Here is a 19,327-nt window from a genome sequence, read left to right on the forward strand (position 1 = left end):
CCAGGCGCGGGACCGGCGTATCATGATCAGACAGCTTACTTGGCCGGATTGGATGATTACTGATCCATGGACCTTTCATGCTTGGTGTAAACGTTAGAATCGATCCCTTCCAGATATTCAACCACTTCATCTACAGGAACCACATCGGCAAACTTGGCTTCCATATCAAACAGGTTCCACTCGATCACGCCCGGTACACGGTCGCCCACAGTACCCTCGGGTACGATGGTCTTAAACCCGTAACCGGTGGAATCCATGACCGTATGGCGTACACATGCACAGGAGGTGGCGCCCATGACAATGAGGGTATCCACACCCAGGAAATTCAGGGTCTGGGCAAGATGGGTTCCAAAGAAATTGGACGCATATTTTTTATGGATGACCGGCTCCTCCGGAAGTGGTTTCAGCTTTGGATCGATCTCCAGCCACTCAGAGTTGATATCCAGGGCGCTCATAGGGATCTTTTCATCCCAGCGGGGAAGATCCCACTGCTGCTTGCCTACATATCCTGTGGTGGTATGGAAAATAGGAACCCCTGCCTTGCGGCCTGCTTCCAGCACCTTCAGGGCATTGGCGCATACTTCCTCGGAATGGTCACAGGTAAAGGGGTGTCCTTCACTCATCCATGCCTTGGCCATATCCACGGTGGTGATGGCCGGAGCTTTTCCAAAACCCATTTTACGCATGAATCCGCGTTCTTTATAGATCTTGCGCGCCTCTGCAAATGCTTTTTTAAGAAGTTCCTCATCAAACTCATAATGATCCACAAATTTATAATCCTTGTTCTCTGCCATGAAATATGTACTCCTTTCTTAACGAAACGCTGACGGGTATGGAATCTGTTCCGGATCAGATCCATGAAATAGTGAAGATAACCAATAATAAGCCTATTATCATAATGTTTTTGTGCACTTTGCTGTCGTAACTATAGTATAACAATGTCATTTCAATTTGAAAAGGGATTTTGGACCTTTGTCAGATACTGTACCGTGACAGCTGCCTGTCATGTGAAACAAGCATTTAATGATTGGAAGGAGATCTGCCATGACAGAGAAGAAGCTGTCCACCCTGGGTTATCTTATGGACAGGCTGGGCCTTTCCACAGCGGGACTGGCCCGCAGGCTCCATGTGGATGCCAGCCTGGTGAGCAAATGGCGCAGCGGCAGCCGCCGCCTCAATGTGAAGTCCGTATATTTTGAGGAGATATGCGCCATGCTTTTAGAGCAGGACGGCACGGCCTTAGATGATGCCCTGCATTCCCTGGTCCTGCTTAAGGACAGTGAGGATTCCCCGGACACCGCGGTGCTCCTTCGGCGGGTCCTCACCGACCGGCATTTTACGGTTCCCAGGGCATTTACCCTGAGGACAGAGGCGGTGTGTACGGCGGAGATCGCAGTGTATACCAGCGGCGAAGGGCGGCGGCAGGCCATATCAGACCTGTTGGATGTGGCTGAGGCCATGGAGATGCCGGGAGAGATGCTTTATGTGGATTCCGAGCAGAGCAGGTGGCTGCTGGAGGATCCGGTCTATGCACAGGAGTGGGTCGGGCGGATGCTGGGGCTTTTGGACCGGGGATTTATCTTCCGGGCGGCCCTTCACTTTTCCGTGTCAGTGGACGGATTTGTATCATTTTTCCACCTGTGCAGCCCTCTGATCTTCCACCGCAATGCCCGCTGGTTTTACCACCAGTATTATGATGAAAATATATACTGGTTTTCCTTTTTTATCCTGGAACATGCCATGAGCGTTTCTGGGATGTCCATGTCCACGGAACAGACCTCCACCACGGTCTACACGGATGCGTATTCCATACTCCAGCACAGGAATGTGTTCCATATGGTGCTGACCAGCTGCCGGCCCATGTTCATGGATCTCTCCACCGATATGGGACGGGAGGCTGTAAGCAGGTTAAACAGTTCTGTGCGCCAGGGCGAAAAGCTTCTTTCCTATCTGCCGGCGCCTGCATTTATGACAGTGGAGGAAACGCTGTTAAATGATATCCTGCAGGAAAATGAAGTCACAGGCCAGGCAGCTTCCCGGTGCAGGGAGATCAACCGGCTTCTCAGGGCAATGACGGAGCGGCATCTGGCGGCAGGGGAGGAGATCATACAGATCCTGCAGCTGGATGAGATGCAGCGCCGGATCCGCACCCGCTATATAAGCACCAGCCTGTCGCTGATTTGCAAAAAGCAGGTGGTGATCTCCCCGATCCACTGTGCCAGGGGGCTGGAGGAATTAGCCGGCCGCATGGAGCGGTATCCTTTCTGCCGCCTGTTCCTCACAGACGGCACGGACCATATCTGCCTGCCGGACATCAACTGCTGGTGCCACGGCACATCCTGGATGGTCCAGATGGACGCACATGGCTTTCGGGTCTGCCATGAGTCCACACTCTCCGGCGCAGCCTATATAACGCTGGAACAGGGATGGCGCAGGGTTCCTCCGGGCCGCAAGGATCCGGCAGCTGTCCTGTCCGTGCTCCGGTCTCTGATTACATATATTAAGGATTGCATTTTATAATACATACTGTTATAATAAGTAGTAATCAATACTACATGTTAAAATGCATGGATAAGAAACCGGAGGACTTTTGTATGACCTACAAGATTATTGGGGACAGTTGTCTTGATTTGACTGATGAGTTAAAGAAGGATCCAAGATTCCAGATGATACCGCTGACATTGCAGGTTGGAAGCGCGCTGGTAGTGGATGACGAGACATTTGACCAGAAGAAATTTATAGATTTGGTAAAGGCCTGCCCGGAATGCCCGAAGACGGCATGCCCTTCACCGGAGACATTTAAGGAAGCATATGAGGAAGCAGATGCAGAGGGAGTGTTTGTGATCACTCTTTCAGGCCATCTCAGCGGAAGCTATAATTCGGCGGAGCTGGCCAGGAAGCTGTTTGAGGAGGAGCGGGCTGAAAAGGGTCATGGGGATCAGGAGAAGAGGGTGGCTGTGATCGATTCACTGTCCGCATCCTCAGGTGAACTGAACATTGCCATGTATATCCAGGCCCTGTGCGAAGCTGGTCTGGAATTTGACCAGGTGCTGGAAAAGGCTCTTGCGTACAGGGACAGTATGAAAACATATTTTGTTCTGGAAAGCCTGGATACGCTCCGCAAGAACGGAAGGCTTTCAGGGCTTCAGGCATTTTTTGCCACGGCCCTGAACATTAAGCCTGTGATGGGCGCTGATTCAGGAACTATCATCAAGCTGGACCAGGCCAGAGGAATCAATAAGGCGATTCAGAGAATGTGCGATATTGCGGTGAAGGAAGCCGGGAACACCGTGGATAAGATCGCAGTGGTATGTCATGTAAACCACCCCCAGCGGGCAGAGTACATGAAATCAGAGCTGGAGAAGCGAGGGACTTTTAAGGATATTGTGATTACCACAGCAGCCGGAGTGGCTACTGTGTATGCCAATGACGGCGGCATTATCCTGGCAATATAACTTGAGATGACAGGAAGTTGTGAATGAGAAGAAGCTGGATATTGGCAGTGGTGCTTGTACTGGGAGTGCTGCTGTCGGGAATAACAGGATACCTGATATGGCATACGGTGCATAACAGCTATGTGAAGGCCGAAGTGATGGATGGCGGTCCGGGGGCATCAGGCAATGCCGGTCCGGCAGACGGCGCCGGTCAGGACGGCGCCGGCCAGGACAGCGCCGGCCTTCACGGCAACCAGGGCGCGGGCGGACAGGGAGAAGGATCCCGGGGCCTCGGCGGACCGGAAGGTTTTCAGGATGGCCGGCAGGACGCCGGACAGGGAGTGGAAGGCCTTGACAATGGTGGTGAAGAAGGCAGTATGACAGAGGATGGCGGAGCGGATCCAGAGCCGGAGGATTCCACCATCCGTTTTGTGTTTGCCGGCGATATCCTTTTATCAGACCATGTGCTGGCAGCCTATAACAAAACCGGGACCATTGGCAGTGTTGTGGACCAGGGCTTGAGGGACGTGATCGATGGCAGCGATGTGTTTATGGCAAACCAGGAGTTTCCGTTCAGCAACAGGGGAAGCGCTGCCGCAGATAAGCAGTTTACCTTCCGCCTGCCTCCGGAGAAGGTGTCCCTGCTAAAGGAGATGGGGATTGACATTGTAACCCTTGCCAATAACCATGCCCTGGATTTTGGTACGGATGCCCTGCTGGACACCTGCGACACGCTGGATGAGGCGGGAATATACCGGGTAGGGGCAGGCGCAAACCTGGAGGAAGCCAGGAAACCTGTGATCATGGAGATCAAGGGAAAGACCATAGGATTTCTGGGCGCATCCAGGGTGATACCCGTGGGTTCCTGGAACGCCACGGCCACAAGCCCGGGCATGCTGACCACCTACGATCCCGCCATGCTGCTAGAGGATATCAAGAGCGCAAAGGAAACATGTGATTTTGTGATTGTGTACGTGCATTGGGGAATTGAGCGGGACGAGTATCCCCAGGATTACCAGCGCACCATGGGAAAGCAGTATATTGACGCGGGGGCGGACATGGTGATCGGCAGCCATCCCCATGTGCTTCAGGGCATGGAATACTACAATAGTAAACCCATTGTGTACAGCCTGGGCAATTTTGTATTTGGAAGCAGCATCCCTAAGACAGCCCTTCTCACAGCTGACTGGGATGGAGAGAACCTGTCCCTTGCGTTCGTACCCGGGACATCCTCGGGCGGCTACACGCGCCCATTGACGGGAGAAGATGAAAAACAGGCATTTTACCAGTATCTCACGGGACTCTCTTATGGGGTAGTGATCGATGGGGAAGGGTGCAGGCAGGAGTAAAAAGATTTGATCATATATGGATATATTAAGGGCGTGCAGCACGAATCCCATCGTGTGCACGCCCTTTTGTCATAGATGGCCGGTGCGGTATCCTGAGTCCGATCAGGATCAATCCACAAACTGCTCCCCATAGCCGTAATGCTCAACCACATAGTCGATATCCTTATCGCCTCTGCCGCTTAAGCAGACCAGGATGGCACCCTGGCGCATTTCCCTGGCCCTGCGCATGGCATAAGCAACCGCATGCGCACTCTCAATGGCAGGGATGATCCCCTCATACCGGGACAGCTTAAAGAAGGCGTCCATGGCTTCCTCATCGCTGACCGTATCGTATTTGACCCTTCCAAGATCATGAAGGAAGGCGTGCTCCGGGCCCACGGAAGGATAGTCCAGGCCGCTGGCAATGGAGTAGACCGGGGCCGGCTCACCATTTTCATCCTTGAGCATAATGCTCTCAAATCCATGCATGACGCCTTTTTCACCAAACTTCATGGATGCCGCGTGGTCACCCAGATGTTCTCCCTTGCCAAGGGGTTCCACTCCGGTGATGTCCACCGGGTCATCTAAGAAGGGTATGAACATCCCGATGGAGTTGCTTCCTCCTCCCACACAGGCGCAGACCTCATCCGGGAACATTCCTGTCATCTCGTAGAACTGGTCCCTTGCCTCATAGCCCATCACGGATTGAAAATCCCGCACCATCAGTGGGAACGGATGGGGACCCAGGGCAGAGCCGATGCAGTAGATAGAGTCCTTATAGTTTTTTGCATAGGATTCAAATGCGGAATCCACTGCCTCCTTCAGAGTCTTAAGCCCATGGGTAACCGGAACCACCTTGGCGCCCAGTATCTTCATCCTGGTCACATTGGGGGCCTGTTTTGCAATATCCACTTCACCCATGTGGATCTCGCACTCCAGTCCGAAAAACGCGGCGGCGGTAGCCAGGGCCACCCCGTGCTGTCCGGCTCCTGTTTCCGCGATCAGGCGCTTCTTTCCCATGAACTTTGCCAGAAGTCCCTCGCCCATACAGTGATTCAGCTTGTGGGCCCCGGTGTGGTTTAGATCCTCGCGTTTCAGATAGATCTGGCAGTTGCCGATCTTCTTGGAGAGACGCTCGCAATGGTACACAGGGGTAGGCCTTCCCTGGAATTCCCTGCGGATCCTGCGCAGTTCATTGATAAACTGGGAAGAATGGCAGATGGTCTGGTAGGCGTCTGCAATTTCCTCAAATGCGGGAATCAGTTCCGGGGTCAGGTAGGCGCCGCCGTAAGCGCCAAAACGCCCGTCTTTGTCCGGATAGTTTTTTAGGTATGTTCTGTAGTCCATAAATTTCTCCTTTTTCAAATCGTTATGAATCCCATTATATCTTTAATGGACGGGCTTTTCAATCCATATTATTTGTAGTATCCTGATATTCAGGGAAACATTTTAAAAAATCATTTTCAGGAGGTGTTTTTATATGAAAAAACTGGGTCTGGTAGGGGGCATGGGGCCGGAGTCCACGATCCCTTATTACCGTGGGATCGTCTATGGCGTCCGTGAACGGATGGGGGAAAATGTAATGCCGTTTTTGTCCATGGAAAGTGTAAACGTGTTTGATATCCTGGTATTCTGCAGGGAGAAGCGATATGATGACCTGGCTGAATATCTGTCAAAGGCGATCGGGAACCTGGCCGCGGCAGGGGCTGACTTTGCCGCCCTGTCAGCCAATACGCCTCATATTGTATTTGACCAGGTACAAAAGCAGTCGCCCATTCCGTTGATCAGTATTGTGGGGGCTGCCTGCGGGGAGGCGGTCAGGCGGAATCTGACGAAAATCGGTTTAATGGGAACCATATTTACCATGGAGGAGGACTTTTTTAAAAAGCCATTTACAGATAAGGGGATCCAGATCGCAATTCCCAGGGAAGATGAGATGGAGTACATAAACAGAAAAATCTATACCGAGCTGGAATTTGCAGATGTCAGGGAGGATACCCGGCAGGAATTTTTGTCCATTGTGCGCAGAATGAAGGAGGAGGATGGGATCCAGGCTATCGTTCTTGGATGTACGGAGCTGCCGTTGATCCTTAATGACCATATTTCCCCTGTTCCCTGCCTGGACACCATGAAGATACATGTCAGGGCCTTGGTAAAGGAAATTATAGATGGATAAGATTGAGAGCAGATTATAAATAAATAAAACCAAGAGTGAATGAAATTCAGTATAAATATTAATATAATCAATAAAATAATTAAAAATATTAATATTTATATTGACATTTATGAGATTGTGGTAGTATACTGACATCAGGCAGCAGGGAAAAGAAGGGAAGTGATGAGATGAAAAAGGTTATCAGCCGTTGTCCGGTATGCAACAGTGAGCTGACCGTGGCAAGGCTTAAGTGTGATTCCTGCGATACGGTGATTGAGAACAATTTTAAACTCAGTAAATTTGATTATCTCTCCGATGAGGAACTGTATTTTACAGAGACATTTATCCGGTGCAGGGGGAATATCAAGGAAGTGGAAAAGGCCATGGGGATATCGTATCCCACGGTACGCTCCAAGCTGGAAGCAGTGATCAAGAAGCTGGGATATGAGACGGGAACCGATGATCAGGCGGCCAGAAAGGAAGAGATCCTAAGGGCGCTGGAGAATGGGGAGATAACAGCAGAACAGGCCATTGCCCAATTAAAGTAGCAGCCAGAAACCACGATTTCAAGAATAAGGAGCATTCATTATGGATGAAAAACTAAGAATATTAAAGATGATAGAGGAAGGCACCATCACGGCGGAGCAGGGAGCGGAGCTGATCGCGGCCATGAATCTGGATTCACAGGCACCGGAGACAGGGATCGAACGGATCAACTATGATAAGAAGATGTTTCGCATTATTGTGGACAGCGTTTCCGGGGACAAGGTCAAGGTCCAGTTTCCTGTTGGAGCCATTAAGAAGGTACTGAAGGCAACGGGCAAACTTCCCATACCGGAAAAGGATCTTCAGGGTGTGGATCTTGCCAGTATGATGGAAGCCATTTCCGAATGTCTGGATGATGAGCTGGAAGGGGACTTTGTCAATGTGGAGGCTGCGGACGGCTCCACTGTAAGGGTATATGTTGACAAATAGGGGCCGAAGATATGATTGTTAAGATCAGGACAAAGGGGATGCGCCTGTTTCTGCCTGTGCCGGTGAAATTTATGGGTTTGGCCATGAGATGGATGCCTGAAAGGATCATGGAGGATATCAGGGCCAATATACCGGAGCCATATGGCGGCCTGGTTACAAAAGATCATATCCTTATGGTGCTGGAAGAATGCCTGGATGTGATCAAAGAAAGCAAGGGCCTGGAAGTAATCCATGTGGAGACAGGGGACGGCACATATTTATCAGTTAAACTGTAAAAAGCGATATACGGGGCTTAAGAATACCGCCCGGTCACTGGATTCCAGCGGCCGGGCGGTGTTTTTGTATATATGCTTATTTTAGTATTAAAGCCTGCGTGCAATGGCCTTGATAAAGTCCTCGCTGTTTAACACAACCGGATCCGGCAGGGAAGTGATAAGGGCCAGATCCTTGGTCATTTCGCCGCCCTCAATGGTATCCAGGGTGGCCTTCTCCAGTTTGTCGGCAAATTCCATCAGATCTTGATTGCCGTCCAGTTCGCCCCGTTTCCTCAGTGCGCCGGTCCATGCAAAGATGGTTGCCACTGAGTTGGTGGAGGTTTCCTCGCCCTTTAAGTGCTTATAGTAATGGCGCTGTACTGTTCCGTGGGCTGCTTCGTACTCGAAGTTACCGTCCGGGGATACCAGAACAGAGGTCATCATGGCCAGGGAACCAAAGGCCGAGGAGATCATGTCGCTCATCACATCACCGTCATAGTTCTTGCAGGCCCAGATATAGCCGCCCTCAGATTTCATAACGCGGGCAACGGCATCATCGATCAGAGTGTAGAAGTAAGTAATGTCCGCATCCTCAAACTTCTTTGTATATTCACTGTCAAAGATCTCCTGGAAAATGTCCTTAAAGGTATGGTCATACTGTTTGGAAATGGTATCCTTGGTGGCAAACCAAAGATCCTGCTTGGTATCAAGGGCATAGTTAAAGCAGCTTCTGGCAAAGCTTTCAATGGACTTGTTAACATTGTGCATACCCTGTACGATTCCGGGGCAGTTAAAGCTGTGGATCAGCTCGCGGCTTTCAGTCCCGTCCTCTGCCGTGTATACCAGTTCCACCTTGCCGGGGCCGGGGATTTTCATTTCAGAAGCCTTATACACGTCACCGTAGGCATGTCTTGCAATGGTGATGGGCTTTTTCCAGCATTTTACACAGGGCTCGATCCCTTTTACCACAATGGGGGCGCGGAACACGGTCCCGTCCAGGATGGCACGAATGGTGGCATTGGGGCTTTTCCACATATCCTTCAGATGATACTCCTCCACGCGGGCTGCGTTGGGGGTGATGGTAGCACACTTGACAGCCACACCGTACTTTTTGGTGGCGTTGGCGGAATCGATGGTTACCTGATCATTTGTCTCATCCCTGTATTCCAAACCCAGGTCGTAGTACTCTGTCTTCAGATCTATGTACGGCAGGATCAGGTTGTCTTTGATCATCTGCCAGAGAATCCTCGTCATCTCATCGCCGTCCATCTCTACAATGGGGGTGGTCATCTTAATTTTGTCCATACTATGTCCTCCTGATTTTTTGCATTATGTTATAGTATACAACGAATTACAGGTTAGAACAAGTTTAAAACTCTAAAATTTTTAAGCTTGTTTTCACCTGTTTTTCCCCTGCCATGTGTCCCTTTCCCTAAAACGCTGATGAAGGGTGTTGAGCACAAGGCGCTTGTTGCCGCTCCACAACGGGGCGATCAAAAGCTTTTTCGGGCCGTCACCGGTGATGCGGTGTATGGTCATCTCAGGCGGAAGAAGTTCCACGCAGTCTATGACAAGATCAATATATTCACTCATTTCCAGGACCGGAAAGGGGGCGCTGCGGTAAAGCTGGGACAGGTCCGTGCCCTCCAGTATGTGGAGCAGCTGTAGTTTGATGCCGTCAATGGCGGCGGCCTGGCCGGCGCCTGGCCGCCCGGAAACGGCTGGACCAATGCCTGCCAGCCCGGAATTGGCCTGGCCGGCGCCTGTTATCCCTTCAGCCAGATATCTGACCGTGTCCAGCATCATTTCCCTTGTCTCGCCCGGCAGTCCCAGGATCACATGGACAATGACCGTTAACCCCGCCTTTTTGAGCCGGTCCACCGCTGATTCAAACACGGGCAGGGGATAGCCGCGGCGGATGAACTGCGCCGTGGACTGGTGGATGGTCTGCAGGCCCAATTCCACCCACACGGGCTTGATGGCGGCAAGTTCTTTTAACAGTTCCACCACCTCCGGTTCCAGACAGTCCGGCCGGGTTGCAATGGACAGGGCCGCGATCTCCGGATGACAGATGGCTTCCGTGAAGACAGAGCGCAGGCGGGAGACAGGCCCATAGGTATTGGTGTAGGACTGGAAGTAGGCGATATATGCGCCCTTGCCCGTCATTTTTCTCCGTACCTGGGCTTTGGCGGCCTCGATCTGTGCTGTAACGGATTCCATGGCAGGGGATGCAAAATCCCCTGATCCCCCCGCGCTGCAGAAAATACATCCGCCCGTGCCCAGCGTCCCGTCCCGGTTGGGACAGGTCATGCCTCCGTTCAGGGAGAGCTTATATACCTTTTGTCCAAATTGTTGTTTCAGTTCATAATCCAGGGAATGATAAGGTTTACCGTTCCAGTCCATAGGGCGCCGCCTTTCCGGTTATTTTCTTTTTGGATTATACCAGGAAAGAGGGAGTATTTCCATAAAAACTGTTAGGAACCTGTGAAATCAGGTAGTCAGAAATGATACCCAACCCAGCTTGACAGTCTTTCGCGCCTGCTCTCGGAATATGCCCTTACGGTATATGACGATCAGCCCTATTGGCCCACCGGGGACTATTGCACCATGATCTGCGCAGCCTGATCATCTCCGAAGAGAAGAACGAGGATCACACGCAGCCGGACAGTGGCTGGAGGCCATCAAAATAGGCAGTAGGCGGGAGCAGAAAGCATTTCCATAAAAATTCATACAATGCAGTAAAATATTCTATTGTGGTCCGGGCTGCTGTTGTGTTAAACTGATCACAGACAGGGGACAGCCCCTGATTTTGTGTATGATTAAAGGAGAGGTAAGGCATGAAGGTAAATGATACCATCCGGTTGATGGAAAGTGAAAACGCAAAAAAACTTCTGGCTAAGCTGTACGGAGAGGACGCAGTGGCTGAGAACATGGCACGGTACCAGGAACTGCTGAAAGGATATGAGAAAACATTTGGAGACAGCGGGGATGTGCTTTTGTTTTCATCACCGGGACGCACGGAGATCAGCGGAAACCACACGGACCATAACCATGGAAAGGTCCTTGCGGGAAGCATTAACCTGGACTGTGTGGGAGTGGCTGCAAAGAACAGCTCCAACTATGTACATATTGTCAGTGAGACGTATAATCAGGACTTTACCATTGACTTAAACCATCTGGAGCCCAGCGATAAAAAGGCAGGGACCGTGGACCTGGTAAAGGGGCTGTTAAAGGGATTTGAGGAGTCGGGTTATGATGTGGGAGGCTTTAATGCATACATTACCAGCAATGTGATCAGTGCGGCAGGCGTCAGCTCCTCGGCTGCTTTTGAGATGCTTTTGTGCTCCATGCTCAACACATTCTTTAATGAGGGACGCATGGACAATGTGGCATACGCCCATATTGGAAAATATTCAGAGAACAACTACTGGGATAAGGCGTCAGGCCTTCTGGACCAGATGGCCTGCGCGGTGGGTGGCCTGATCACCATTGATTTTGTGGAGCCTTCAGCGCCGGTAGTGGAGAAAATCGAGTTTGATTTCGGATCCCAGAACCACAGCCTGATCATTGTCCAGACCGGCAAGGGCCACGCTGACCTGAGCGCGGACTACTCATCCGTTCCCAGCGAGATGAAGAAGGTGGCCCAGTATTTTGGCAAGGAAGTGCTGGCCCAGGTGTCGGAGGAAGAGGTGATCCGCAGCCTGGCAGCGGTGCGGGAGTTTGCGGGGGATCGTTCCGTGCTTCGCGCCCTTCATTTCTTTGAGGAAAACAAGAGGGTGGAAGCAGAGGTGGCTGCGCTGAAGGAGAACCGCTTTGGGGATTTTCTGGCCAACATCACAGCATCGGGAAACTCTTCCTGGAAATGGCTTCAGAACTGCTTTACCAACAGCAATTACCAGGAACAGGGCATCACAGTGACCCTGGCATTGACCGAATTGTTTATTGCCGGGAAACAAAAGGGCGCCTGCCGTGTCCACGGCGGAGGGTTTGCCGGTGTGATCATGGCCATGCTTCCCAATGAACTGGTGGATGAGTATGTTGAATACATTGAAAACTGTACGGGAAAGGGCAGTGCTTTTCGTATGAGCATCCGTCCATACGGGGCGATCTGTATCAATGACCATATGGGATGATGCGGGTCTGCTTTCCCCAAAAATATGGTGGCGGACAGCAGGATAATAGGGTATAATAAGGTCAGAAAATGATAGAGGGGGGAGCATTTGTATGATAGGTAAAGAGACATTGAAACTCCTGAAACAGACATTGGCTGACAGCAGTTATACGGTGGCTGTCTGTGGGTCCGGTATGATGGAAGAGGGCGGCATACTGGGACTGAAGGAGGAGGGGAGGGCATACGAGATTGAACAAACGTATGGCGAGTCCCCGGAGGAATTGTTCCACATATCCTGTTTTTCCAGGAGGCCGGAAATCTTTTATGATTTTTATAAAAAGGAGATCCTGGAAAAGGTTCCCAGCATGACACCGTCAGTGGAAGCCATGGCCGAGATGGAACGGCAGGGCAGGCTTCAGTGTGTTGTGACCACCAGTATTTTTGATCTTCCAAAGGCGGCCGGAGTGGAAAATGTGATCTACCTCCACGGAGGGATCTATGATAACACATGTACCCATTGCGGCAAAAAATATTCCATGGAATACATGAAGAATTCAAAACACATTCCCCTTTGTGAGGACTGCGGGCACATCATACGCCCGGGCACCTTCCTTTACGGGGAGATGGTGGACAGCGGGCTGATGAGCCGGACCGCGGAGGAGATATCCAGGGCCGAGGTGCTTCTGGTACTGGGAACATCCCTCCGATCCGAGGTGTACAGTCATTACATACGGTATTTTCAGGGAAAGAAGATGATCATCATCCACAGGGCGCCCAGGCCCCTGGATGAGAAAGCCGACATGGTGGTCTATGACCTTCCCCAGAATATACTGCCTCTGCTGGTGGAGGAAGAATAAAAGATAAAAGCTGAAAATCAAATCCGGACAGGAACAAAGCCGCAGGCCAGTAAATCAATTGGCCTGCGGCTTTGCTGTTCGTTGCGCTGTCTCAGTTCCTGTGGTAGGAATCCAGCAGCTGGTTTTTTATGTGCCACAGCTCATTGGACAGGTCCACATGGACTTCGTGAGGATTGATCAGACGTTTGGACTCATCCCACAGGGTTTCCAGCTCCCGTCTGCAGTAGGCCTGGATGTCCATTACCTTGGGTGAATCATAGACGCATTTGCCCTCCAGGAACACAGGGACCAGCAGTTCCCTGAGCGTATAGGAATCCGGTGCCAGCATGGTCTTTTTCCAGGTCTCAATGGGGTCAAAGAGAAGGAGGGAGTTGCCTGTGTTAAACTCTTCGCCGACCAGGCAGATCAGATCGGCTATGATCTTGCCCGTGGCCTTGTCGTAAATGCGCTGGATGGTTTTATTGCCCGGATTGGTGATCTTTTCTGCATTTTCCGAAAGCTTGATCTTGGGAATAAACTGGCCGGTGGCCTTGTCCTTTACTGCCGCCAGTTTGTATACACCGCCGAAGGAGGGGCAGTCCTTTGCCGTGATCAGGTTGGTGCCCACACCCCAGGAGTTGATGGTGGCGCCCTGCATCTTCAGGGAGTTGATCAGGTTCTCGTCCAGGTCGTTGGAGGCGGAGATCACCGCGTCCGGGAAGCCGGCATTATCCAGCATTTTTTTGGCCTTTTTGGAAAGGTAGGCGAGATCGCCGCTGTCCAGGCGTATGCCGTAAAAAGTCAGGGGGATACCGGCCTGGCGCATTTCCTTAAATACCTTGATCGCATTTGGGACGCCGGAGTTTAAGGTGTCGTAGGTGTCCACCAACAGGATGCAGGCGGTTGGATACAGCTTCGCGTAGGTGCGGAAGGCCGTGAGTTCGTCCGGGAAACTCATGATCCAGCTGTGGGCATGGGTGCCTTTTACAGGAACATCGAACATCTTGCCGCAGAGCACGTTGGAGGTGCCGATACACCCTGCGATCATGGCCGCCCTGGCGCCGTAGGTTCCTGCGTCAGGCCCCTGGGCGCGGCGCAGGCCGAACTCCATGACCCCGTCTCCCTTGGCAGCGTATACGATCCGTTCCGTCTTGGTGGCGATCAGGCTCTGGTGGTTGATAATATTAAGAAGGGCTGTCTCCACCAGCTGTGCCTGCATGATGGGGGCAATGACTTTTACAAGGGGTTCTCTTGGGAAGATGATGGTCCCCTCGGGAATGGCGTAAATATCACCTGTAAAACGGAAGTCCCTCAGATAGTCCAGGAAGTCCTCCTCAAAGATCCCCAGGCTGCCCAGATAAGCGATATCGCTTTCATCAAAATGCAGGTCTCGGATATATTCGATCACCTGCTCAAGGCCTGCACAGATGGCAAACCCGTTGCCATGGGGATTGGTACGGTAGAACATGTCAAAGATAACGGTCTCGTTGGCGTCCTTTTCCTTAAAATAGCCCTGCATCATAGTCAGCTCATACAGGTCTGTAAGTAATGTAAGATTTCTCTGTTCCATATAGGTTCCTCCCTGGTGCGTGGCCGGGAGCTGTCCGCATTTGGTGCGGTCCGGCTGGATTTTGGCGGCTGCGCTTGTATGTTGGTTAGTAGTATAGCACAAATTTTACAAAAGGCAAATGAAATGTTAAATTCTTAACAATCTATAAAATAAAAGCAGGGAATGGATCTCCCTGCTCTCAGATCAGTTTCCGGTTTTGTAATCCTCCCTGGCCCAGTTGGGGGCATTGATCGGGCCGGCCTTGGCGTTCCCGTTTTTAGCCGCACCCTGTATCTCAGGAACCTGGGCCTGTTTGTTTTCCGGGTGATGCATGTTCTGGTGATTTTCCGTGCCGTGATTTTTGGGATCATAAGGATCAGGCCTTCTCATACCTGCTTTTGCCATGACGTTACCTCCTGTATTGCATTTTAGCACCGCGGGATGATTATTTCACCCATATGCGCGCCTGGTTTTAGTTTTTGCAGTACGGTAAAAACTATACCGGATCCCCTTATGAATTATGTGGAATCAGGATAATCGAATGAGTAAAAAAATTATGAACAAAAATTAATTTCTGTTATAATAGAGAAGAGAGGATGAGAATGGTTTTGGCGGAAGGTAAAAAGATTAATCTATTGAAATCGGAGATATTGACCATTTTGGAGCAGAATTATAATAAACCACTGGAAGAAATATTTAATAGAAGAAAAAGTTGATGAGGACAGTATAAAAAGTATTAGTGAATTCAAGTTGGAAAAGAGAAGGTATGCGTACCAAAAATGAAGACGGCAGTGTTGCCAATGCCAATATAAAAATAAAGACAGATGATGTACTTATGGATATAAATTTACCAAAACAGTTGATGAATTGAAAAGAATACAACAACAGTATTATCAATATGATAAAGAGTTATACAATTGCGGGATAGAAGTTTTTCCTGCCTGGGAGTAATTTATAAATGTATTATTAGACACAACAATTCAGATAAACAGAATATTCAAACCAGTTAATGCAGTTGATTCGTCATGACTCGCACCTCGCGGTATGATTAAAATATGAATTGGGAATATTATAGTATATGATGGAAACTTCTGTTTTATAACATTTTTATTTGTTATACGGTTTCAGTTGACATTTTTCACGCCCATTATTATAATAAAGAAGTTAAATAACAAAAGCTGTGATGGAGACAGTAGGCCTGCAGGAACGTTTCAGAGAGCCGGGGAGGGTGGGATCCCGGTACAAGTAGCGCAGAACTGAAGATCACTCCGGAGCTGTCCGGCCGAGATATTTGCGGCGCCCGCCCTTTGGTAAGCCGGATCGCATTTCCTGCGTTAAGGGAACTCATATGATGGTATGCAGTAATAGGTGGTTAAACGAAGGAAGTTTTATGGCTTTCGTCCTGTTAAGGACGGGAGCTTTTTTGTTCTATGGGTATATCACTTCCATGGGACCTCAGTCATCATAACACATACCGGAATCACTGGATCAAAGAACAAATGGATCAATTTAGGAACGGAGGAATACAAAGATGTATGACAAAGTCTCCACAGACCTGAAGTTTGTGGAAAGGGAAAAAGAAGTAGAAAAATTTTGGGAAGATGAGCATATCTTTGAAAAGAGCATTCAGATGCGCGAGGGATGCAAGCCTTACGTGTTTTATGACGGGCCGCCAACTGCCAACGGCAAACCTCATATCGGCCATGTGGAAACACGTGTTATTAAGGATATGATCCCCAGATACCGCGCTATGAAGGGCTATATGGTGCCACGCAAGGCGGGATGGGATACCCATGGACTTCCGGTGGAGCTGGAAGTGGAGAAGAAGCTGGGGCTGGACGGCAAGGACCAGATCGAGCAGTACGGACTGGAGCCCTTTATTAAGCAGTGTAAGGAAAGTGTCTGGAAATACAAGGGCATGTGGGAGGATTTCTCCAACACCGTTGGTTTCTGGGCCGACATGGATGACCCTTATGTGACCTATGAGAATAATTTTATCGAGTCCGAGTGGTGGGCATTAAAGCAGATCTGGGACAAGGGCCTTTTGTACAAGGGCTTTAAGGTAGTTCCCTACTGTCCCCGCTGCGGCACCCCTCTGTCCTCCCACGAGGTGGCACAGGGATATAAGGATGTAAAGGAACGCTCCGCCATTGCACGCTTTAAGGTAAAGGGGGAGGATGCCTATATCCTGGCATGGACCACCACGCCGTGGACCCTTCCCAGCAACCTGGCGCTGTGCGTGAATCCGGTGGAGGATTACGTCAAGGTTAAGACAGGTGACGGTTATACCTACTATATTGCCCAGGCCCTGGCAACCCAGGTGTTGGGCGAGGATTACGAAGTGCTGGAAACCTACAAGGGCAAGGATCTGGAATTTAAGGAGTATGAGCCTTTGTACGACTGCTCGGTGCCTCTGTGTGAGAAGCAGCACAAGAAAGCATACTATGTGGTGTGCGATACCTATGTCACCCTTACAGACGGTACGGGAATCGTACACATTGCCCCTGCGTTTGGTGAAGATGACGCCAATGTGGGACGCAAATACGGCCTTCCCTTTGTACAGCTGGTGGATGCCAAGGGCGATATGACGGCTGAGACACCCTTTGCAGGAACCTTTGTAAAGGATGCGGATCCCCTGGTGTTAAAGGATCTGGAGTCCAGGGGACTTCTGCTGGCAGCTCCTGCATTTGAGCACAGCTATCCCCATTGCTGGAGATGCGGGACTCCTCTGATCTACTATGCGAGAGAATCCTGGTTTATCAAGATGACGGCGGTAAAGGACGACCTGATCCGCAACAATAATACGATCAACTGGGTGCCTGATTCCATTGGCAAGGGCCGTTTCGGCGACTGGCTGGAGAACATCCAGGACTGGGGTATTTCCAGGAACAGGTACTGGGGCACGCCTCTTAACATCTGGGAGTGCCAGTGCGGATACCAGCACTCCATTGGCAGCATTGAAGAGTTAAAGAGCATGTCCGACAACTGCCCGGAGGATATTGAGCTTCACCGTCCTTACATTGACAATGTAAACATCCGGTGCCCCAAGTGCGGCAAGTCCATGAAGCGTGTGCCGGAGGTGATCGACTGCTGGTTTGACTCAGGAGCCATGCCATTTGCCCAGCATCATTATCCATTTGAGAACAAGGAATTATTCGAGTCCCAGTTCCCGGCCCAGTTTATCTCCGAGGCGGTGGACCAGACAAGAGGATGGTTCTACTCCCTTCTGGCGGAATCCACCCTGCTGTTTAACAAGGCGCCTTATGAAAATGTAGTTGTTATGGGTCTTGTGCTGGATGAGAACGGACAGAAGATGAGCAAGTCCAAGGGCAATGCGGTGGATCCCTTTGATACCCTGGCAGCCCACGGCGCGGATGCGATCCGTTGGTTCTTCTACACCTGCAGCGCTCCCTGGCTTCCAAAGAGATACCAGGATAAGGCTGTGACAGAGGGACAGCGCAAATTTATGGGCACTCTGTGGAACACCTATGCATTCTGGGTGCTCTATGCCAACATTGACAATTTTGACGCCACCAAGTACAACCTTGAGTACGACAAGCTGCCGGTCATGGACAAATGGCTGCTGTCCAAGATGAATTCCATGGTAAAATGCGTGGATGAGAACCTGATGAACTACCAGATCCCTGAGGCTGCAAGGTCTCTCCAGGAGTTTGTGGATGACATGAGCAACTGGTATGTGCGCAGAAGCCGCGAGCGTTTCTGGGCAAAGGGAATGGAGCAGGATAAGATCAATGCCTATATGACACTGTATACCGCCCTTGTGACAACTGCCAAAGCAGCGGCTCCCATGATCCCGTTTATGACAGAGCAGATCTATCAGAACATTGTGAGAAAGATCGATGGAGACGCGCCTGAGAGCATTCACCTGTGTGATTTCCCGGAGGTGAAGGAGGACTGGATCGATGCCAGCCTGGAGGCGGACATGGACGAGGTGTTAAAGACGGTTGTCATGGGCCGTGCGGCAAGGAATACGGCTAATATAAAGAACCGTCAGCCCATTGGTCAAATGTATGTAAAGGCCGACCATGCGCTGTCTAAGTTCTATGTGGAGATCATAGAAGATGAACTGAATGTAAAGCAGGTGATCTTCTCTGATGATGTGAGGGCATTTACCTCCTACACATTTAAACCGCAGCTTAAGACCGTGGGACCCAAGTACGGCAAACTGCTGAACAGGATCCGCCAGACCCTGACAGACATTGACGGCAGCGCTGCCATGGACACACTGAATGAAAAAGGCGCCCTGACCTTTGACTTTGACGGACAGGAAGTGGTCCTTACCAAGGATGACCTTCTGATCGATGTGTCCCAAAAGGACGGGTATGTGACGGAGGAAGACAACTACGTGACCGTTGTGCTGGATACCAATCTGACACCGGAGCTGATCGAGGAGGGCTTTGTCCGTGAGATCATCAGCAAGGTACAGACCATGCGCAAGGAGGCAGGCTTTGAGGTGATGGATCATATCGCCGTGTACCAGGACGACAATGACAAGATCGCAGAGCTTTTAAAGGCCCATGCAGATGAGATAAAGGCGGAAGTTATGGCCGATACCATCTTCCTGGGAGGCATGGGAGGTTATGCCAAGGAGTGGAGCATTAACGGTGAAAAAGTAATGCTCGGTGTTGAAAAGACCATGAAATAATGGTAATATGGGAGGCGGG

General features: G+C 50.6%; 16 protein-coding genes. 10 read left to right on the top strand and 6 right to left on the bottom strand.

Going from position 1 to position 19,327, the window contains the following annotated elements; all coding sequences use genetic code 11:
* Positions 1–56: 56 nt before the first annotated feature.
* The gene (locus tag CLFS41_RS12215) at positions 57–794 is read right to left on the bottom strand and encodes an isochorismatase family protein (RefSeq protein WP_007858829.1); all 738 of its coding nucleotides are present in this window, start codon (positions 792–794) and stop codon (positions 57–59) included.
* Between the two features lie 250 nt (positions 795–1,044).
* Between CLFS41_RS12215 and CLFS41_RS12220 the strand changes: the two genes are divergently transcribed.
* From CLFS41_RS12220 to CLFS41_RS12230, 3 genes are all read left to right on the top strand, one after another.
* On the top strand, positions 1,045–2,520 hold the full coding sequence (locus CLFS41_RS12220; protein ID WP_045092451.1) for a hypothetical protein: 1,476 nt from the start codon (positions 1,045–1,047) through the stop codon (positions 2,518–2,520).
* 74 nt (positions 2,521–2,594) lie between these two features.
* Positions 2,595–3,455 (top strand): DegV family protein, encoded by an 861-nt coding sequence (locus CLFS41_RS12225; protein WP_007858825.1) that lies wholly within the window; start codon positions 2,595–2,597, stop codon positions 3,453–3,455.
* 23 nt (positions 3,456–3,478) lie between these two features.
* Positions 3,479–4,783 (top strand): CapA family protein, encoded by a 1,305-nt coding sequence (locus tag CLFS41_RS12230; protein WP_045092452.1) that lies wholly within the window; start codon positions 3,479–3,481, stop codon positions 4,781–4,783.
* Positions 4,784–4,891: 108 nt separating this feature from the next.
* On the opposite strand, the gene trpB is transcribed toward CLFS41_RS12230, so the two are convergent.
* On the bottom strand, positions 4,892–6,109 hold the full coding sequence (gene trpB / locus CLFS41_RS12235) for a tryptophan synthase subunit beta (RefSeq protein ID WP_045092453.1): 1,218 nt from the start codon (positions 6,107–6,109) through the stop codon (positions 4,892–4,894).
* 133 nt (positions 6,110–6,242) lie between these two features.
* Between trpB and CLFS41_RS12240 the strand changes: the two genes are divergently transcribed.
* From CLFS41_RS12240 to CLFS41_RS12255, 4 genes are all read left to right on the top strand, one after another.
* Entirely contained in the window at positions 6,243–6,938 is a 696-nt protein-coding gene (locus tag CLFS41_RS12240) for an amino acid racemase (RefSeq protein WP_045092454.1), read from the top strand.
* A 167-nt stretch (positions 6,939–7,105) separates the two neighbouring features.
* On the top strand, positions 7,106–7,465 hold the full coding sequence (locus CLFS41_RS12245) for a DUF2089 domain-containing protein (RefSeq protein WP_007858820.1): 360 nt from the start codon (positions 7,106–7,108) through the stop codon (positions 7,463–7,465).
* Between the two features lie 40 nt (positions 7,466–7,505).
* On the top strand, positions 7,506–7,892 hold the full coding sequence (locus CLFS41_RS12250; protein WP_007858818.1) for a hypothetical protein: 387 nt from the start codon (positions 7,506–7,508) through the stop codon (positions 7,890–7,892).
* An 11-nt stretch (positions 7,893–7,903) separates the two neighbouring features.
* Positions 7,904–8,167 carry a hypothetical protein gene (locus CLFS41_RS12255; RefSeq protein WP_007858816.1) on the top strand — a complete coding sequence of 88 codons (264 nt, stop codon included), beginning with the start codon at positions 7,904–7,906 and terminating at the stop codon, positions 8,165–8,167.
* Between the two features lie 87 nt (positions 8,168–8,254).
* On the opposite strand, the gene CLFS41_RS12260 is transcribed toward CLFS41_RS12255, so the two are convergent.
* Positions 8,255–9,451: an NADP-dependent isocitrate dehydrogenase gene (locus tag CLFS41_RS12260; RefSeq protein ID WP_045092455.1), complete on the bottom strand. Its 1,197-nt coding sequence runs from the start codon at positions 9,449–9,451 to the stop codon at positions 8,255–8,257.
* A gap of 93 nt (positions 9,452–9,544) precedes the next feature.
* Positions 9,545–10,549 (bottom strand): TIGR01212 family radical SAM protein, encoded by a 1,005-nt coding sequence (locus CLFS41_RS12265; protein ID WP_007858813.1) that lies wholly within the window; start codon positions 10,547–10,549, stop codon positions 9,545–9,547.
* 434 nt (positions 10,550–10,983) lie between these two features.
* Between CLFS41_RS12265 and CLFS41_RS12270 the strand changes: the two genes are divergently transcribed.
* Together CLFS41_RS12270 and CLFS41_RS12275 are read left to right on the top strand one after the other, a co-directional pair.
* Positions 10,984–12,279, top strand: a complete 1,296-nt coding sequence (locus CLFS41_RS12270) for a galactokinase family protein (protein WP_045092456.1) — start codon at positions 10,984–10,986, stop codon at positions 12,277–12,279.
* Positions 12,280–12,370: 91 nt separating this feature from the next.
* Positions 12,371–13,114 (top strand): Sir2 family NAD-dependent protein deacetylase, encoded by a 744-nt coding sequence (locus CLFS41_RS12275; RefSeq protein ID WP_007858811.1) that lies wholly within the window; start codon positions 12,371–12,373, stop codon positions 13,112–13,114.
* A gap of 91 nt (positions 13,115–13,205) precedes the next feature.
* Here the strand turns inward: CLFS41_RS12275 and CLFS41_RS12280 are convergent, their stop codons facing one another.
* Together CLFS41_RS12280 and CLFS41_RS12285 are read right to left on the bottom strand one after the other, a co-directional pair.
* A complete protein-coding gene (locus CLFS41_RS12280; protein ID WP_045092457.1) occupies positions 13,206–14,663 on the bottom strand; it encodes a nicotinate phosphoribosyltransferase in 1,458 nt (485 codons plus the stop codon).
* Between the two features lie 183 nt (positions 14,664–14,846).
* Positions 14,847–15,047, bottom strand: coding sequence for a hypothetical protein (locus CLFS41_RS12285; RefSeq protein ID WP_007858809.1), 201 nt, complete (start codon positions 15,045–15,047; stop codon positions 14,847–14,849).
* Positions 15,048–16,173: 1,126 nt separating this feature from the next.
* On the opposite strand from CLFS41_RS12285, the gene ileS reads away from it, so the two are divergent.
* On the top strand, positions 16,174–19,308 hold the full coding sequence (gene ileS / locus CLFS41_RS12290; RefSeq protein ID WP_007858805.1) for an isoleucine--tRNA ligase: 3,135 nt from the start codon (positions 16,174–16,176) through the stop codon (positions 19,306–19,308).
* Positions 19,309–19,327 lie beyond the last annotated feature (19 nt).

This window comes from Clostridium sp. FS41, assembly GCF_000954015.1.
GTDB classification, from domain to species: domain Bacteria; phylum Bacillota; class Clostridia; order Lachnospirales; family Lachnospiraceae; genus Enterocloster; species Enterocloster citroniae.

Bases quoted from the DNA above. Each gene is read 5' to 3' on its own strand.
- CLFS41_RS12215 (WP_007858829.1), bottom strand. From the start codon at position 794: ATGGCAGAGAACAAGGATTATAAATTTGTGGATCATTATGAGTTTGAT.
- CLFS41_RS12220 (WP_045092451.1), top strand. From the start codon at position 1,045: ATGACAGAGAAGAAGCTGTCCACCCTGGGTTATCTTATGGACAGGCTG.
- CLFS41_RS12225 (WP_007858825.1), top strand. From the start codon at position 2,595: ATGACCTACAAGATTATTGGGGACAGTTGTCTTGATTTGACTGATGAG.
- CLFS41_RS12230 (WP_045092452.1), top strand. From the start codon at position 3,479: ATGAGAAGAAGCTGGATATTGGCAGTGGTGCTTGTACTGGGAGTGCTG.
- trpB (WP_045092453.1), bottom strand. From the start codon at position 6,109: ATGGACTACAGAACATACCTAAAAAACTATCCGGACAAAGACGGGCGT.
- CLFS41_RS12240 (WP_045092454.1), top strand. From the start codon at position 6,243: ATGAAAAAACTGGGTCTGGTAGGGGGCATGGGGCCGGAGTCCACGATC.
- CLFS41_RS12245 (WP_007858820.1), top strand. From the start codon at position 7,106: ATGAAAAAGGTTATCAGCCGTTGTCCGGTATGCAACAGTGAGCTGACC.
- CLFS41_RS12250 (WP_007858818.1), top strand. From the start codon at position 7,506: ATGGATGAAAAACTAAGAATATTAAAGATGATAGAGGAAGGCACCATC.
- CLFS41_RS12255 (WP_007858816.1), top strand. From the start codon at position 7,904: ATGATTGTTAAGATCAGGACAAAGGGGATGCGCCTGTTTCTGCCTGTG.
- CLFS41_RS12260 (WP_045092455.1), bottom strand. From the start codon at position 9,451: ATGGACAAAATTAAGATGACCACCCCCATTGTAGAGATGGACGGCGAT.
- CLFS41_RS12265 (WP_007858813.1), bottom strand. From the start codon at position 10,549: ATGGACTGGAACGGTAAACCTTATCATTCCCTGGATTATGAACTGAAA.
- CLFS41_RS12270 (WP_045092456.1), top strand. From the start codon at position 10,984: ATGAAGGTAAATGATACCATCCGGTTGATGGAAAGTGAAAACGCAAAA.
- CLFS41_RS12275 (WP_007858811.1), top strand. From the start codon at position 12,371: ATGATAGGTAAAGAGACATTGAAACTCCTGAAACAGACATTGGCTGAC.
- CLFS41_RS12280 (WP_045092457.1), bottom strand. From the start codon at position 14,663: ATGGAACAGAGAAATCTTACATTACTTACAGACCTGTATGAGCTGACT.
- CLFS41_RS12285 (WP_007858809.1), bottom strand. From the start codon at position 15,047: ATGGCAAAAGCAGGTATGAGAAGGCCTGATCCTTATGATCCCAAAAAT.
- ileS (WP_007858805.1), top strand. From the start codon at position 16,174: ATGTATGACAAAGTCTCCACAGACCTGAAGTTTGTGGAAAGGGAAAAA.